Origin of the sequence: Nonomuraea sp. 3N208 (assembly GCF_052245935.1) — a bacterium.
Lineage (GTDB): Bacteria > Actinomycetota > Actinomycetes > Streptosporangiales > Streptosporangiaceae > Nonomuraea.
Genome location: NZ_JBQQBR010000033.1, coordinates 34200 through 50115, shown reverse-complemented (window position 1 = coordinate 50115; position 15916 = coordinate 34200). Strand labels below are relative to the sequence as shown.

Genomic DNA, 15916 nt, shown 5'->3' with positions numbered 1-15916 from the left:
GTGAACTGGGACCTTCTCGACGACTCCCCGCTGCGTAACCACTACCACTTCGTCTACCTGGCCAACGATCACAAGGACCTGTTCGAGCGGTTCGACTCCGCTTTCGCCGCGGACGAGGCTTTCAAGGTCAATGAATATGACGAGGGAGAGTTACGCCTCTTCGCCGTGTGGGCGCAGATGCGGCTCAACCTTGGCTGGGACGGCGGCACCGACCACGACGAACGCCGGCTCGACGTCATCCGCCAGGTGATCGACCACCTGCCGCAGCTGCCCAAGGAGGTGGTCACCCAACTCTGGAGCGCCGCCAACGGCCTCATGACCTGGCGGCACACCAACTACGCCGAGCTGTACCGGCTGCCGCTGGCCGCGACCGCCCTGCTTCCCTACCACGAGCGACGCGACGTGCTGAACTCCCTGCCCAGGTGGTTCGCCCAGCACTGGAAGCCTGCCTGGGAGGTCCTTCGCGAACCGGTCCAGGCGCTGCTCACCGAACCGGAGAACAGCGATCCCGGCGCCACGGTCCGCAACATCATGTGGGAGGACGACGCGTTCGCCACCCGAATGATCGCCGATCACGCCACCCGCCTCACCGCCCCCGAGGTGCTGCCGCTGCTGCGGCACTGGAACACCGCCACCGCCTCCAAGCCCAGCGCCAAGTGGATCAGGCGGGCCACCGAGTTGCTGACCCCGCAGGCCGCCGAACTGATCAAAGACATCCTCGGCCAGGTCATCGCCCACCGCGAGGTCACACATCGGCACCCCACCCGCGACGGTGAGTGGACCGAGACCGTCTTCCTGCGCGAGCGCACCGCCGTACCGCTGCGCGGCATGGTGTGGACGTGCGAGCTGATCGACGAGCCGTGGGTGACCGCGCGGCTGGGCGACGTCGCCGTGGCGACCGGCACCGGGATCGGCGGCTCCGGCGCCAACGCCCGCAGTGAGATGCTCGCCAACGCCGCGATCGGGGTGCTGGCCAGGCGCGGCGGCCTTGAGGTGGTCGCCCAGCTGGCCCGGGTGCAGGCCAAGGTACGCAAGAAGACCATCCTGGGAGGCGTGGCCAAGACCTTGGACGCGGTCGCCGTGCAGAGCGGGCTGTCGCCCGAGCAACTGCTGGAGCGCACCGTACCGACCTTCGGCCTGGGCCCCGACGGCACCCGTACCGAACACGGCCTGCGGCTGACCCTCGACGGCGTCGTGGACTTCGCCGACCCCTCGGGCAAGATCCGCAAGACGATCCCCAAGGCGGTCCGCGAGCAGCACAAGGACCTGCTGGCCGAGCTCAAGGCCACCGCCAAGGAGATCAAGAAGGTCCTGCCCGCCGAACGCTTCCGCATCGAACGCGCCCTGGCCGCCGAACGCATCTGGCGCTGGAGCGAGGTGTGCGAGCACTACCTCGACCACCCGGTCACCGGCTCCATGGCCCGGACCTTGATCTGGCAGATTCTCCAGGGGCCGGCCGGGCTCCCGGTCCTCGTGGACGGCGCCTGGGAGCTGACCGACCCGGCCGGGCGCCGCATCCTGCCCGACCCCGACACCCCGGTCCTGCTCTGGCACCCCATCGCCCACGGCATGGAGGAAGTACGCGCCTGGCGCGACCACCTCATGGAGCACGGCCTGCGCCAGCCGTTCAAGCAGGCCTTTCGCGAGGTCTACCTGCTCACCCCCGCCGAGGAGACGACCCTCGACCACTCGCGCCGTTTCACGGGCCATCTGCTGCGATACGGCCAGGCCAAGGCGCTGCTGACCGGACGCGGCTGGACCGGCATGTCGCTGGGCCACTGGGGCTGGGAGTACGGCTCCGACCAGGCCGAAGCCACCAAGGAGCTCCCCGGCGGCCTGGTCGCGCACTGGGGCTTCCACCTGGATGAGGGCTCATTCGACCGAGACGACTTCGGCACGGTGTCCATCTGCGTCAGCGGCGATCTCCACTTCACCGACGACAGCGGGCGCCGGGTCCCGCTGACCGAGGTGCCCCCGATGACGTTGTCGGAGGCGCTGCGCGACGCCGACCTGGCCGTCGGCGTCACCTCCACCGGACTGGACCCGGAGGGTCATGGCGAGTACTGGCAGTCCTACGGGTTCGGCGACCTGACCGAGACCGCCCGCATCCGCCGGGACGCGCTGACCCGGCTGCTGCCCCGCCTGGCCATCGCCGGCCGCTGCACGCTGCTGGACCGCTTCCTGCGCGTCCGCGGAGACCTGCGTACCTACAAGATCCACCTCGGCTCGGGCAACATCCTCATGGAACCCAACGACGCCTACCTGTGCATCGTCCCCCGCAGCTCCGGCGATCAGGTCTTCCTGCCTTTCGAAGAGGACGGGGGCATGCTGTCGATCATCCTGTCGAAGGCGTTCCTGCTGGCCGCGGACACCGCCATCACCGACTCGTCCATCACCCGCCAGATCCGGCCCTGAGCGGCGCCGACCACCGCACCAGCCTGGGTGAGGTTCGCGGGCCGCGGACTCGGCGGTGAGCGGGCTGGTGCGGGCTAGCCCCATGTGAGGGGATCGAGGTGGAGATAGAACTGTTCTCGGTCACGGTCGAGGACGATGCCGTACCGATCGGCGAACGTCTCGTCCGCCCAGTTCGCCTGCCGGTCGTCGGTCCACGTTTCCCGGGCATTGGCGAGAAGGAGGGCGATGTCGGCGTAGGGGTCGGCCCGGCCGAGACGGCCGAGATCGATGAAGCCCGCCACGTTCATGGTGTCCGGGTCGAGGATGATGTTGGGCAGGCACAGGTCCCCGTGGCAGACGACCGTCTGGGCGGCTTCCTGTGCCAGGCGGTACTCGAGCTGTGGGGCGAGGCGGGCCAGCAACTCCTCGGCAGGTGTGTGCTGCTGGTCTTCAGGCAGGAACCCCGGGTTGACCGCACCTCGCCCGACGACATCACGTGCCGTGGCGAACATCTGGGCGAGCTCACGCGTGAACGGGCACTGCCGGGCAGGCAGATCGTGCAATCGGCGCACGGCATCCGCGATCGGGTCCCACGCCGCCTGAAGCTGCGGAGCCGGAACACGATCGGCGGGGACGCCTACGACGGCGCTGGTCACCATGCAGGCGCCGGCGGCGGTGACGCGCCAGTCGAGTACGCGCGGGCCCGGAATACCCTGCGTGCTGAGCCAGTCGACACGATCCCGCTCAGCCTCCAACGAGGTCACATGGTCGGCAGAGACGCACTTGGCGTATTGCGAGCCATCCTCCGAGCGAAAGACACCGGCCCCGGATTCGCCGTCGGTGACGGGGGTCCAGCTGCCCTCATCGCGGCCGGCGGACAGCAGTGTTCGGAACGGGGACGTTGAGTCGATCATGACGACTACCGTAGCCAGCGCAACCGCGCAGTCGAGGCGGCTTCAGGAGACGGGGTGTTCTGTCGTGCGGCGAAGAAGGCATCGAGTTTCGCCTGTTGCTCGCTGGTGAAGGCACGGCGGGGGAGGAAACCGGTGAACAGATCCGGCGTCTGACCGCGACGAACGCTGAAAATTGTCGTACCTTCTCGATAGCTTGGGCGATCATGACTGCGGTTGCGAATGCGGGTGATGGTGCCTGGCACGCCCGGTACACCTACCGGCTTCGCGCGTCGTCGGCCGCCCAGGTCGCCCTGCTGGGTGAGTGGGATCGCTGCCGCTGGGTGTGGAACCAGTGCGTCGCCGCGTCCAAAGCCGCGTACCTGCACAACAAGACCCATCCCGAAGATCAGCGGACATGCGGCCTTGCCCAGCTCGACAAGATGCTGACCGGCTGGCGCGGGGAGCATGCATGGCTTGGGTCGGGGGCGTCGGTGCCGCAGCAGCAGATCATCCGTGACTTCGCCAAGTCCCGCGCCAAGGCACTCAAGGACATCACGGAGCGGCTGCCCGTCCGGCAGCGGGCCGGGATGCCCCGCTTCAAGAAGAAGGACCTGGCCGAGCCGAGCCTGAACTACACGCGGCGCGGCTTCCGCCTCAAGGACGACCGCCTGCACCTGGCCAGGAACATCATTGTGACCGTGGTGTGGTCCCGCGACCTGCCCGCAGACCCGTCCAGCGTGCGCGTTTACCGGGACAGCCTCGGCCACTGGTATGGCTCGTTCGTCGTCCCCGCCCAGACCGAACCGCTGCCCGCCACCGGGCAGGCGATCGGCATCGACTGGGGCGTGAAAGAGGTCGCCACCACCACCAGCGACGACCACGACCTGCCACACCCCGAGTACGGCAAGAAAGCCCAAGCGAAGCTGGCCCGCTACGACCGGATGATGGCCCGCCGCAAACCCGCCCGTGGACAGCCGGGCTCGAAAGGCTATCGCAAGGCGAAGAAGCTGCGCGCCAAGCAGTACAAGAAGATCACCCGCCAGCGCCAGGACACCGGCCGCAAGTGGGCCAAGAAAGTCGTCCGCGACCACGACGTGATCGCGGTAGAGGACTTCCGCCCGAAATTCCTGGCCAAGTCCAGCATGGCCCGTAAGGCCGCCGACGCGGCCATCGGCGCGACCAAGCGCGCCCTGATCGAGATGGCCCGCAAGCACGGCCGCACCCTGCGGCTGGTCAATCCCGCGCACACCACCATGGACTGCGCACAGTGCGGAGCGAGAACCAAGCACGCACTGCCTCTTTCCGAACGTACCTACACCTGCGCCGCGTGCGGAGCCGTCTGCCCGAGAGACAAGAACTCCGCGCGCGTGATGCTGGTCCGGGCTGGTCTGAACCCGGCTGGTGCTGATCGCGTAAGACCTGACCGTCCGCTGGACGGTCAGGCAGCGTGAGCCAGGAATCCCCCACACCTTCAGGCGGGGGGAGCAGTCAAAAAGAACAGCCAGAACTCGCCCTCGCCCGTGCGAGATTGACGCCGCTGGCGATGACCCCGATGTGGCTGAAGGCCTGCGGGAAGTTGCCCATGAAGGCGCCCGTCGAGGGGTCGATCTGCTCGGGTAGCAGCCCGAGCGGGCTCGCCCGGGCGCACAGCGAGGCGTAGAGCTCCTCGGCCTCGTCGATGCGGCCCTGGTAGGTGAGGTTGTCGGCCAGCCAGAAGCTGCACAGCACGAAGGCGCCCTCATCGCCGGCGATGCCGTCAGGGGAGCTGTCGTGCAGGTAGCGGTAGAGCAGGCCGTCGCCGGCCGACAGGCGCTCGGCGATGGCGGTTGCCGTGGCCACCATGCGCGGGTGATCGGCGGGGATGACGTACCGCAGGGGAAGCGCGAGCAGGCTGGCGTCCAAGCCGCCGCTGCCGTCGAGATGCTCCCTCAGGGTCTGCGCGTCCTCGTCCCAGGCCTGCTCAAGGATGCGTCGTCGCAGGTTGCCGGCCATGTCTCTCCACGCTGCGATCGGTCCAGGCAGGCCGAGCCGGTCACCGATCGCGGCCGCACGGTCCAGGGCCACCTGGCACATGCCGGCGGAGTAGGTGAACACTCGGCCGTCGCTGCGTACCTCCCAGATGCCCTGATCCGGCTCCTGCCACGCCGTCGCCGCGGTGTCGGCGAGTTCGGCCAGCTTGGCCCACAGCTCGGGCTGCAGGTCACCTCCGGCGAGAAGCCACTGGTCGGCGCAGTCGAGCACTTCGCCGTAGACGTCGTGCTGGCGCTGATCCGCCGCGCCATTGCCCCATCGCACCGGGGCAGAGCGACGGTAGCCCTCCAATTCGGGGTCTATGACCTCGTCCGGCACCGGGTTGCCGGAGAGGCCGTACATGATCCGTGGTTGCCTGCTCTGCTCGAAGGCGTCGAGGACCCAGCCGAGGAAGGCGTCCGCCTCGCCGGCGAACCCGATGCGGCGCAGGGCGAACACGGTGAAGGCCGCGTCGCGGATCCAGGTGTAGCGGTAGTCCCAGTTGCGGACCCCGCCGATCGGTGCGGGCAAGGAGGAGGTGGGCGCCGCGACCAGCGATCCGTTGACCCAGTCGTCGCACAGCTTCAACGTGATCGCGGCGCGGCGTACCAATGACTCCTGCGGGCCTTGGTAGGTGAAGTGTTTCATCCAACGGCGCCACGCCTCGGCGGTCCCGCGCAGCATCTCCTCGGCGTCGAACCGGTGATGACGATGAACGCGCCCCCAGGACAACACGAGATCCAGGCGATCGCCCTGTTTGAGCTCGTGGGTGCTGGACAGTCCGTTCAGCGGGCGATTGGAGCGCAGGTGCAGGCGCAGGTCCGGCCGTCGGGGCACCTGTACGTCCAGCCCGCTGAACAGGGCCCGGGCTTGTCCGCCGCCGCGGGGCTTCACCTCGACGCGCAGACTGACCTCGCCCGCCAGAACGACGGCCGAACGGACCAGCTCGGCCCGGTCGACCGGGGCGTCATCGGTCAGATCGGCGCCAGAGCGCAAGGTCAGGGCATCGGTGATGCGGACCAGGCCGGTGGCGCTGCGGCACTCGGTCGTCAGCACCCCGGTGTCGTCCTCATAGAGCTGCCGTGCCTCCACCAAGTCCTCCGGCGCGACGGTGAAATGCCCGCCACGCGCGTGGTCCAGGAGGCCGCAGAACAGCGGCTCGGCATCGAAGCGGGGAAGGCACATCCATGGGATGGATCCGTCCAGGCCGACCAGCGCCACCGTCGCGCCGTCCCCGATGAGACCGAGGTCCTCCAGCGGCACATAGCCGTCACGCGTGCGAACCGGCCGGAAGGGTGGATCGGGATCGAGCATGCCGCCCCCTGTCTGGCGTGCCGCGGCCACGGCGGCACGAGCCGATACCTGCGCCTAGAACGAGATCAGCGGCTTGATGACGTCGTCGAGTTTCTTGTCCAGGACCTCGAAGGCCTGTTCCATGTCGTCGAAGTCGAACTCATGGGTCGTCATGCGGGTGGGGTCGATGCGCTTGGCCTGCAGCACCCGCAGCAGCCGCTCCATGCGCACCCGGCCGCCGGGGCACAACCCCGTGGTGATCGTCTGGTCCGCCATCCCGACTCCCCACTCGACGCGGGGGATGCGGACGAACTCTCCTTCTCCGAAATAGCCAATGTTGGACACCGTTCCACCCGGCTTGGTGATCTTGATGGCGGTCTGGAACGTCGCGTCCATGCCGAGCGCCTCGATGGCGGTGTCGACTCCCTCTCCGTGCGTGAGCTCCATGATCCGCTCGACGACGTCCTCGCGGGTGAAGTCCACGATCTCGTCCACGCCGTACGCGCGTGCGAGCTCCTGCCTCTGCGGCACGGATTCGACCCCGATGACCAGGCCCGCGCCGCGTAGCCTGGCCCCGGCCGCGGCCATCATCCCCACCGGCCCCAGAGCCAGAACGGCCACCGTCCCGCCGATCGGGATATTGCCCTTCTCCGCCCCCATGAAGCCGGTGGAAAGCATATCGGCGCAGTAGACGGCCAGGTCATCGGAAATGTCGTCGGGTATTTTCGCCATGTTGGCGTCGGCCTCGTTCACATGGAAATATTCGGCGAAAACTCCGTCCTTGGAGTTCGCGAACTTGAAGCCGCCCAGTGGCATGCCCGACTGCGACGGAAACCCGTTCTGGGAGGCCGGATCGCCCCAATCCGGAGTGATGGCGCCCACCAGGACACGGTCGCCCGGCCGGAAGACTTTGACTTCGCTGCCCACCTCGTGCACCACACCCACCGCTTCGTGACCGAGCGTGAGATTCTCCCGCGGGCCGATTCCTCCTGCGACGGTGTGGGAATCCGACGTGCAGATCAGAGCCTTGGTCGTCCGTACGACGGCGTCGCCGGGCCCCACCCGCGGAATCGGCTTCTCCATGAAACCGACGCTGCCGATTTCCCGCATGACGAACGCCTTCATAATCCCCGTCCCCCTTTTGACGCACCCCTGCCATCACCGCGACAGCGGCCCCCCAGCCGCCCGACAGGCGATGACAGCGATAGCCCTCTTACCCTGGGAGGCGCGACCAGTAACCGTCGTTTCCGGCCGGGGGCTGTCAGAAGGGGAAGGTGCGGTCCTGGTCGCGGACCGTGATCCACTGGAGCTCGCAGAACTCCTCGGCCGCGAAGCCCAGCCCGAACCGGCCCCACCCGCTGTCCTTGACACCGCCGAACGGCATGTGCGGCTCATCGTTGACGGGCTGGTCGTTGACGTGCACGATGCCGACGTCGAGCGCGGAGGCCAGGCGCAGGCCGCGGCGGCCGTCGCCGGTGATGATCGAGGCGGCCAGGCCGAAGTCGGAGCCGTTGGCGCGGGCGACGGCCTCCTCCGCCGAGTCGACCGACTCCAGCACCACCACCGGGCCGAACGTCTCGCCCTGCGCGATCTCGGCCTCGTCCGGAACGTCGGTGAGCACGGTGGCCGGGTAGCACGGCGGTTCGGGGACACCGCCGGCGAGCACGCGGGCGCCGAGCCCGACCGCCTCCTTGACGCGGCGGTCGAGGAGGGCCAGGGCCCACTCGTTGATCACCGGGCCCACGACGGTCGCCGGGTCGGACGGGTCGCCCGTCGGCAGCGCCGCCACCCTGGCCGCGAACCGCTCGGCGAACTTCGCGGCCAGCGGGCGTTCGACGTAGATGCGCCTGGCGCACATGCACACCTGCCCCTGGTGCACGAACGCGCCGTAGGTCGCGGCGTTCACGGCGTACTCGACGTCGGCATCGCCCGCCACGATGAGCGGGTTCTGCCCGCTGAGCTGGAGCACCACGCGCTTCAGATGCCGGCCGGCCTTCTCAGCGAGCCGCCTGCCGGTCGGGGTCGAGCCGGTGAAGTTGATGCGCTTGACGAGTGGGCTGGCGAGCAGCGCGTCGGCGACGGCGCCGGCCTCGCCGGGGGCGTGGGTGACGACGTTGAACGCCCCGGCGGGCAGTCCGGCCTCCTGGAGGATCTCCGCCCAGAGCGCCCCTCCCGTGTACGGGGACTCCTCCGACGGTTTCAGCACCACGGTGTTGCCGAGCGCGAGCGGCCCGATGCTCGCCCGGCCGGCGAGGGCGAGCGAGGCGTTCCACGGCGCGATGGCCGCGACCACCCCCACGGGACGGCGCACGGCCATCGCCTGGGTGCCAGGGGTGTCGGAGGGCAGCAGCTCCCCGGCCGGGCGGTAGGCCAGGTGGGCGGCCTGGCGGAGCAGCTTGAGCACGAACTCGAGCTGCACGCCGCCGAAGTGGCGGCCGCAGCCGGTCTCCGCGGCCAGGGCGGCGAGCACCTCGCCGCGGCGGCCCTCCAGCAGGTCGGCGGCCCGCAGCAAGATCCGCTGCCGCTCCACGGGCAGCGTCCGGGCCCAGCCGCCGAACGCCTCGTGGGCGGCGGCGACCGCGCGTTCCGCGTCCTCGCCGTCCCCAGCGGCGACCTCCCCGAGCACCTCCCCTGACCAGGGCGAACGGTTCGGGTACGTGCGGCCGGAGCCGGGCTCGACCCAGTCGCCCCCGATGAAGTGCCCGATGCGCGGCCTGGGCAGGCCCCTCCCGGCGCGCTCCGCTCCCGCCATGGAGCCCCCGATCTGCTCGCTGTGCGTTGTCCGGCCAGAAGCGTTCACGTGATGGGGACTGGCCGTCAACATCGTTCGAATGCTTAGAACGATAAGGCCGTATTCTGACGCCCGTGACCGATGACGCCTCCCCACGTCCGCGCCGAGCTCCGGGCCGCACGACGGCCGACTCCTCCGCCGCCTTCTCCGTGTCCCTGGAACGCGGGCTGCGCATCCTGTCCGCCTTCAGCGGCGACCGCTCCGTGCTGGGGATCGCCGACCTGGCGCGGGCCGTCGGGCTCAACAAGAGCACGACCTACCGGTACGTCGCCACGCTGGCCAAGCTGGAGTACATCCGGCAGGACCCGGAGACGAAGAAGTACTTCCTGGGCCCGCGGGTGGTGGATCTCGGGTTCGCGGCCATCGACTCCATGGAGCTCACCAAGGTCGCCGGTCCCCTGCTCCAGGCCCTGGCCGACGAGACGGGCTGCACCGCCAGCTTGGGGCTGTGCGACGGGCCGGACGTGGTTTACGTGGACCGCAGGCGCAGCAGCCGGCGCAGCTCCCTGGCCATGGACCTCAACCTGCACGTGGGCTCCCGGCTCCCGGCTTACTGCACGTCGATGGGCAAGGTGCTGCTGGCGTACAAGGACCCCGCGGCGCTCAGGCAGATCCTCGACCGCACCGACATGGCCCGCCACGGCCCCAAGACGATCACTAACAGGGAGCAGCTGATCGTCGCCCTCGCCAAGGTGCGCCAGAGCGCCGTCGCGGTCAACGACGAGGAGCTCGCCCCGGGGCTGCGGTCGTTCGCGTCGCCGGTGCGGGACCGCTCCGGCGAGGTCGTCGCCGCGGTCAACATCGCCGTCCATCTCACCGTCGCGCCGACCACCGTGGACGCGCTGGCCGGACGCCTCGAACCGGCGCTCAGGCGGACCGCCGCCGAGATCTCCCGGCGCCTCGGCCACCGCCCCCAGCCGTAGCCGGCGTTTCAAGGAGACAGATCGCGTTCGAACCTCCGGAACAGAGTGTTGCTCTGGTGTTAACGGGACCGTACGGTCGGCTCAACTTTCGCCACCCGAGGTCCGTGCGGCTCCCCGGCCACGGACCGAGTTACCCCCCAGAGCAACCGCGGTGTGCCCAGGATCAGTGACGCCTGCGCGCGCCGTCGACACAAGGAGTTTGGCGTGAGCGACACCGAGGGTCTGCTGCTCGGCGCGCTGGTCTTCTTCGGGCTGCAGCAGCTGCTCGCCGACTACGGTTTCTGGTACCTCGTGCTCCTGGCGGCCGTCGGCATCGCGGCCGCGCCCTGGCTGCCGCGCGGACTGTGGGGCCTGGTACGCGACAGGACTGGGCTGAGCCTGTTCCCCGTCGGCTACGTCGTACGGACGAAATAGAGAAAGAGGAACCACCTGTGGGACTGCTCGACAGCATCGACTGGCAACGGAAGATCTTCAAGAACGGCACGTGGACGACCGGATACGGCGGCGACTACGCGGTGACCGAGCCCGCCACCGGAGGCGAGCTCGGCCGGATGGGCCTGGCGACCCCCCAAGACGTCGCCGAGGCGGCCGCGAGCGCCGCCGAGGCGCAACAGCAATGGGCCGCGCTGCCGCACACCGCCCGAGCGGCCGTCCTGCGCAAGGCCGGCGACCTGTGGCAGCAGCACGCGGAGGAGATCAGCGGCTGGAACGTCCGCGAGGTCGGCGCGGTCCCGGGCATGGCCGGGTTCGCGCTGCACGTGGCGGCCGAGGAGTGTTATGAGGCGGCCTCGCTGCCCGGCCGGGCGATCGGCGAGCTGCTGCCGTCCGAGCAGCCGCGGCTGTCCATGGTCCGGCGCATGCCGGCCGGGGTGGTGGCGGTGATCTCGCCGTTCAACGTGCCGATCATCCTCGGCATCCGGTCGGTCGCGCCGGCGCTCGCGCTCGGCAACGCCGTCATCCTCAAGCCCGACCCGCGCACCGCGGTCACCGGTGGCACGCTGATGGCCCGTGTGTTCGAGGAGGCCGGGCTGCCGCCGGGAGTGCTGCAGATGGTGCCCGGCGGCGCGGACGTGGGCGAGGCGCTGATCGCCGACCCGCACGTCCGGGTCATCTCCTTCACCGGCTCCACCCCGGTGGGCCGCCGCATCGGCGAGCTGGCCGGCAGCCATCTCAAGCGCGCCCACCTGGAGCTCGGCGGCAACTCCGCGCTGCTGGTCCTGGATGATGCCGACGTGGATGCGGCGGTGAACCTGGCCGCCTGGGGGTCGTTCTTCCACCAGGGCCAGATCTGCATGACCACCGGCCGCCACCTGGTCGCCGACCGCCTCTACGACGACTTCGTGGAACGGCTCGCCGCCAAGGCCGACGCGCTCCCGGTCGGCGACCCGGCCACCGGCCAGGTGGCCCTCGGCCCCGTGATCGACGCCGGCCAGCGCGACAAGATCCACCGCCTGGTGACCGCCAGCATCGACCAGGGCGCGACTCGGGCCGCCGGCGGGACGTACGAGCGGCTGTTCTACCGGCCGACGGTGCTGGCCGACGTCCCGCTGACCGCCCCCGCGTTCGCCGAGGAGGTCTTCGGCCCCGTCGCGCCGGTCACCCGCGTCTCCTCGGCCGAGGAGGCCGCCAAGCTGGCCGCCACCAGCGAGTACGGCCTGTCACTCGGCATCGTGACCCGTGACGTGATGCGCGGTCTGGCCGTCGCCGAGCAGATCCCGACCGGGATCGTGCACATCAACGACCAGACCGTCAACGACGAGGCCAACGCCCCGTTCGGCGGCGTACGCGCCTCCGGCACCGGCTCCCGCTTCGGCGGGGCCGCCGCCAACATCGAGGCGTTCACCGAGACCCGCTGGATCACCATGCGCGGCGAACCGCCGCAGTACCCGTTCTGACCGGCACGTCCCGGCCGGCCCTCGGCCGGGACCCGCGTCACAGGAGTTTGTCCAGGGTGATGGGGAGGTCGCGGATCCGTTTGCCGGTGGCGTTGTGGACGGCGTTCGCCACGGCGGCCGCCGCTCCGACATTGCCCAGCTCGCCGATGCCGCGGGCGCCGAGGTCGCTCAGCAACGTGTCCGGATAATCCAGGAACTCCACAGCGATGGGAGGGATGTCGGCGTTGACGGGAACCAGGTAGTCGGCCATCGTGGCGTTGCCGAACCGGCCCGTCTCCGGCTCGATCCGCAGGTCCTCCAGCAGTGCCTGGCCGATCCCCATGACGACGCCGCCGGCGATCTGGCTGCGGGCCGCCTTGTCATTGACGATCGTGCCCGCGTCCACCACGCACAACCACCCCGTGACCCGCGGCTCTCCGGTCCACCGGTTGACCCGCACCTCGCAGAAGTGCGCGCCGAACGACCTGAACGCGTGATCCCGTACGGGGTTCCGCGGCGAGGTCGCCATGGCCTCGACGGCGGGCACGCCCAGCAACGTCAGGAGTTCGCCGAACGGCATCCCGCCCCCGGCACCCCTGACCTCCCCGGTCGAGAACGTGACCTCCTGACCGTGGAACGGCGACTTCCCATGCTCGGTCGCCAGCTTGACCAGCGCCTCTTTCGCGGCGTCTGCGGCCAGCCGGACGGCGGGCCCGTTGGTGGAGGTCGACCCGGAGCCGCCCGCGTTGGCCGCCGGTGGAGTGGCCGAGTCGCCGAGCTCGGGCACCACCCGGGCGACCGGGATGCCAAGGCGGTCGGCGGCGAGGACGGCGAAGACGGTGGACTGCCCGGTGCCGAGGTCCGCCGCCGTGCCCGACACCACGGCCCGGCCGTCGTCGCACAGCCGTACCTTGATCGAGGCCTGGCCTCGCCCCGCGCCGTACGTCGCCGTCGCCATGCCCAGTCCGATCAGCCAATCACCTTCCGTGACCGTCCCGGGCCGGGAGCTCCGCCGCGACCAGCCGAACCGCTCGGCTCCCACCGTGTAGCACTCCGCCAGATGCTTGCTCGACCAGGGCAATCCGTTGGCCGGATGGGTGGGGGTGTCGTTCTTCCTGCGCAGGTCGAGCGGGTCCATGCCGAGCTCGGCGGCCAGCTCGTCCAGCGCGCTCTCCAGCGCGAAGGAGCCGTTGGACTCCCCGGGCGCGCGCATGATGGTCGTGACCGGGACGTCCAGCGTGACGACCTTCCTGCTCACGTGCAGGTTGGCCGAGCCGTACAGGGCCAGGGAGAGGTTGGCCGGCTGCTCGTGGAAGTCGTTCGAGGCGGACTGGCTGGAGACGCCGTCGTTCTTGACGGCGACGAGCGTGCCGTCCCTGGTGGCGCCGAGCGAGACGCTCTGGGCGGTGAGCGGCCGGTGCCCAACCACGGTGAACACCTGCTCACGGGTGAGGACGGTCTTGATCGGGCGATCCAGGGCCCGGGCCGCCGCCGCGGTCAGCGGGGTGTGCGCCCACATGCCCCACTTGTTGCCGAAGCCGCCCCCGACGTAGGGGTTGATGACGCGGATCCTCGCGGAATCCATGGCGAGCGTCTCCGACAGCCGGTCCACGACCAGCCGTACGCCCTGGGTCGCGGTGTGGACGGTGAGCCGGTCTCCGGTCCAGAACGCCACCGTGGCGTGCGGCTCCATCGCGACGTGGGTCTCGGCGGGGGTGGTGTACGTGGCGGTGACCGTGACGTCGCTCGCCGCCAGCGCCTCGTCGATGGAGGAGATCCCGTCGGCCAGAACGTCCACGACGGATGTGCCGGTAGGCAGGCCGTCGGCGAAGGACGCTCTGGGGCGTTCTGCGTCGTACTGAGTGATCACCATCGCTGCGGCATCCCTGGCCTGCTCGAACGTCTCCGCGACGACCAGCCCGATGGCCTGGCCGTGGTAACGGATGCCGGTGTTCTGCAGCGGCGGGGTGAGCTCGGCGGTCTCCTCCTTGGCGTACGGGTGGAGCTCGAGCGGATGGAACGGGGTGTAGATCGCGATCACCCCGGGCGCCTTCTCCGCGAGGGCGGTGTCCATGGTGACGATGGTGCCGCGCGCGATCGTGCTGGTGAGCAGGTAGCCGTACGCGAGTCCGTCCAGATGATGGTCGGCCGCGTACACCGCCGCACCCGTGACCTTGACGGGGCCGTCCTCCCTGTCCACCGACCTCATCGCGGGCCTGCCAGTTCTGTCAGAGCACGCAGGATCACGCGCTGCACCAGTGTCACTTTGAACGCGTTGCCGGCCAGCGGGCGCGCTCCTTCCGCGGCGAGCGCGGCCGCCGCCTCATGGCTTCGGCCGGCGCGGAGCGCCGCCTCGACGGCAGGCAGCCGCCAGGGCACGGTCCCCACGCCGCCGACCGCGACCCGGGCGTCGTGGACGGCGCCGCCGCGGAGCTCGACCGCGACGGCGGCCGAGGCCAGGGCGAACTCGTAAGACTGACGGTCGCGGACCTTGACGTAGACCGAATGCCGGGCCCATTCCAGCGGTGGCACGATCACCTCGGTGATGAGCTCCCCGGGCGCCAGCACGTTCTCCATGTGCGGCGTGTCGCCGGGCCGCAGATAGAAGTCCGCGAGCGGCACCGTCCGCTCGCCGTCGAGCTCCGCGGCGCCGCGCAGCCGTACGGACGCGTCCAGTGCGACCAGCGCGACCGCGACGTCGCTGGCGTGCGTGGCGGCGCAGGAGGCGCTCGTGCCGAGGATGGCGTGGGCCCTGTTGTCGCCGTTCTGTGCCGGACAGCCACTGCCGGGTGCGCGCTTGTTGCACGGCGTCGCCACGTCGCGGAAGTAGCCGCATCGGGTGCGCTGCAGGAGGTTGCCGCCGATGCTGGCCATGTTGCGCAGCTGCGGTGAGGCGCTGAGCAGCAGCGCCTGTGAGATGAGCGGGTAGTGGGCGGCGACGGCGTCGTCGCGGGCGATGTCCTCCATCCTCTCCAGCGCGCCGATGCGCAGGCCGTCCGGTCCGAGCCGGATCCCGCGCAGGGGGAGGCGGTTGATGTCGATGAGCTGCTCGGGGGCGAGCACGTCGAGCTTCATCAGGTCGATCAGCGTGGTGCCGCCGGCGAGGAACGCCGAGGTGTCCCCGGCCATGCCGAGGGCGTCGGCGACGTCGCGAGGGGCGGTGAAGCCGAACGCGCGCATCAGGATCTCGCCTGCTTCACGGCCTCGACGATGGCCGGGTAAGCGCCGCAGCGGCAGATGTTTCCCGACATGGCCTCGCGAATCTGTGCGTCGGTGGTCGCGTGCCCCTCGCGCAGCACCGCCACAGCCGACATGATCTGCCCCGACGTGCAGAATCCGCACTGGAACCCGTCGCACTCGATGAAGGCCCGCTGCACCGGGTGCAGCCGATCGCCCTCGGCCAGGCCCTCGATCGTGGTGACCTCCCGGCCCTCCACCATGGCCACGAGGGTCAGACAGGACAGCACCCGCCTGCCGTCCACGTGCACGGTGCAGGCACCGCACTGTCCGCGGTCACAGCCCTTCTTCGTGCCGGTCAGCTGCAGGAGCTCCCGCAGGGCATCGAGCAGCGTGGTCCGCGGGTCCACGCGTAGGCGCTCGGCCGTTCCGTTGACCTTGAACGCCACCTCGACCCGGCCGTCCGCGGCCTGTCGTTGCGAGGAGAGATCCATACGGCCGAACGTTAAGGTCTCATGCTCATCCGGTCAAGAGTAGACATCGGATGATTGGTGGGGTGGA

General features: G+C 69.9%; 12 protein-coding genes. 5 read left to right on the top strand and 7 right to left on the bottom strand.

Annotation, left to right across the window (positions count from 1 at the left end; all coding sequences use genetic code 11):
• Window positions 1-2415, top strand: a complete 2415-nt coding sequence (locus ACTWPT_RS40235; protein WP_443182780.1) for a DUF4132 domain-containing protein — start codon at window positions 1-3, stop codon at window positions 2413-2415.
• A 74-nt stretch (window positions 2416-2489) separates the two neighbouring features.
• Here the strand turns inward: ACTWPT_RS40235 and ACTWPT_RS40230 are convergent, their stop codons facing one another.
• A complete protein-coding gene (locus ACTWPT_RS40230) occupies window positions 2490-3308 on the bottom strand; it encodes an APH(3'') family aminoglycoside O-phosphotransferase (protein ID WP_443182779.1) in 819 nt (272 codons plus the stop codon).
• 95 nt (window positions 3309-3403) lie between these two features.
• Here ACTWPT_RS40230 and ACTWPT_RS40225 point away from each other — a divergent pair, with 95 nt between their 5' ends.
• Window positions 3404-4738 (top strand): RNA-guided endonuclease InsQ/TnpB family protein, encoded by a 1335-nt coding sequence (locus ACTWPT_RS40225; protein WP_443182778.1) that lies wholly within the window; start codon window positions 3404-3406, stop codon window positions 4736-4738.
• 37 nt (window positions 4739-4775) lie between these two features.
• Here the strand turns inward: ACTWPT_RS40225 and ACTWPT_RS40220 are convergent, their stop codons facing one another.
• The 3 genes from ACTWPT_RS40220 to ACTWPT_RS40210 form a co-directional block, all read right to left on the bottom strand.
• Window positions 4776-6611 (bottom strand): glycoside hydrolase family 15 protein, encoded by a 1836-nt coding sequence (locus tag ACTWPT_RS40220; protein ID WP_443182777.1) that lies wholly within the window; start codon window positions 6609-6611, stop codon window positions 4776-4778.
• A 54-nt stretch (window positions 6612-6665) separates the two neighbouring features.
• Window positions 6666-7673 (bottom strand): zinc-binding dehydrogenase, encoded by a 1008-nt coding sequence (locus ACTWPT_RS40215; RefSeq protein WP_443182776.1) that lies wholly within the window; start codon window positions 7671-7673, stop codon window positions 6666-6668.
• Between the two features lie 178 nt (window positions 7674-7851).
• Window positions 7852-9390 (bottom strand): aldehyde dehydrogenase family protein, encoded by a 1539-nt coding sequence (locus ACTWPT_RS40210; protein WP_443182775.1) that lies wholly within the window; start codon window positions 9388-9390, stop codon window positions 7852-7854.
• Window positions 9391-9455: 65 nt separating this feature from the next.
• Between ACTWPT_RS40210 and ACTWPT_RS40205 the strand changes: the two genes are divergently transcribed.
• The 3 genes from ACTWPT_RS40205 (at window position 9456) to ACTWPT_RS40195 (ending at window position 12199) form a co-directional block, all read left to right on the top strand.
• Window positions 9456-10304 (top strand): IclR family transcriptional regulator, encoded by an 849-nt coding sequence (locus ACTWPT_RS40205; protein ID WP_443182774.1) that lies wholly within the window; start codon window positions 9456-9458, stop codon window positions 10302-10304.
• A gap of 204 nt (window positions 10305-10508) precedes the next feature.
• Window positions 10509-10718 carry a hypothetical protein gene (locus tag ACTWPT_RS40200; protein WP_443182773.1) on the top strand — a complete coding sequence of 70 codons (210 nt, stop codon included), beginning with the start codon at window positions 10509-10511 and terminating at the stop codon, window positions 10716-10718.
• A 17-nt stretch (window positions 10719-10735) separates the two neighbouring features.
• Window positions 10736-12199, top strand: coding sequence for a benzaldehyde dehydrogenase (locus ACTWPT_RS40195; RefSeq protein WP_443182772.1), 1464 nt, complete (start codon window positions 10736-10738; stop codon window positions 12197-12199).
• A gap of 37 nt (window positions 12200-12236) precedes the next feature.
• Here ACTWPT_RS40195 and ACTWPT_RS40190 read toward each other — a convergent pair whose 3' ends face one another.
• The 3 genes from ACTWPT_RS40190 to ACTWPT_RS40180 are packed head-to-tail and all read right to left on the bottom strand — an operon-like array spanning window position 12237 to window position 15849.
• Window positions 12237-14387 (bottom strand): xanthine dehydrogenase family protein molybdopterin-binding subunit, encoded by a 2151-nt coding sequence (locus ACTWPT_RS40190; protein WP_443182771.1) that lies wholly within the window; start codon window positions 14385-14387, stop codon window positions 12237-12239.
• The gene (locus ACTWPT_RS40185; RefSeq protein ID WP_443182770.1) at window positions 14384-15358 is read right to left on the bottom strand and encodes an FAD binding domain-containing protein; all 975 of its coding nucleotides are present in this window, start codon (window positions 15356-15358) and stop codon (window positions 14384-14386) included. Before ACTWPT_RS40185 ends, ACTWPT_RS40190 begins: the two co-directional genes overlap by 4 nt.
• A complete protein-coding gene (locus ACTWPT_RS40180; protein ID WP_443182769.1) occupies window positions 15358-15849 on the bottom strand; it encodes a (2Fe-2S)-binding protein in 492 nt (163 codons plus the stop codon). Before ACTWPT_RS40180 ends, ACTWPT_RS40185 begins: the two co-directional genes overlap by 1 nt.
• Window positions 15850-15916 lie beyond the last annotated feature (67 nt).

Bases quoted from the DNA above. Each gene is read 5' to 3' on its own strand.
- ACTWPT_RS40180 (WP_443182769.1), bottom strand. From the start codon at position 15,849: ATGGATCTCTCCTCGCAACGACAGGCCGCGGACGGCCGGGTCGAGGTG.
- ACTWPT_RS40190 (WP_443182771.1), bottom strand. From the start codon at position 14,387: ATGAGGTCGGTGGACAGGGAGGACGGCCCCGTCAAGGTCACGGGTGCG.
- ACTWPT_RS40230 (WP_443182779.1), bottom strand. From the start codon at position 3,308: ATGATCGACTCAACGTCCCCGTTCCGAACACTGCTGTCCGCCGGCCGC.
- ACTWPT_RS40215 (WP_443182776.1), bottom strand. From the start codon at position 7,673: ATGGAGAAGCCGATTCCGCGGGTGGGGCCCGGCGACGCCGTCGTACGG.
- ACTWPT_RS40220 (WP_443182777.1), bottom strand. From the start codon at position 6,611: ATGCTCGATCCCGATCCACCCTTCCGGCCGGTTCGCACGCGTGACGGC.
- ACTWPT_RS40185 (WP_443182770.1), bottom strand. From the start codon at position 15,358: ATGCGCGCGTTCGGCTTCACCGCCCCTCGCGACGTCGCCGACGCCCTC.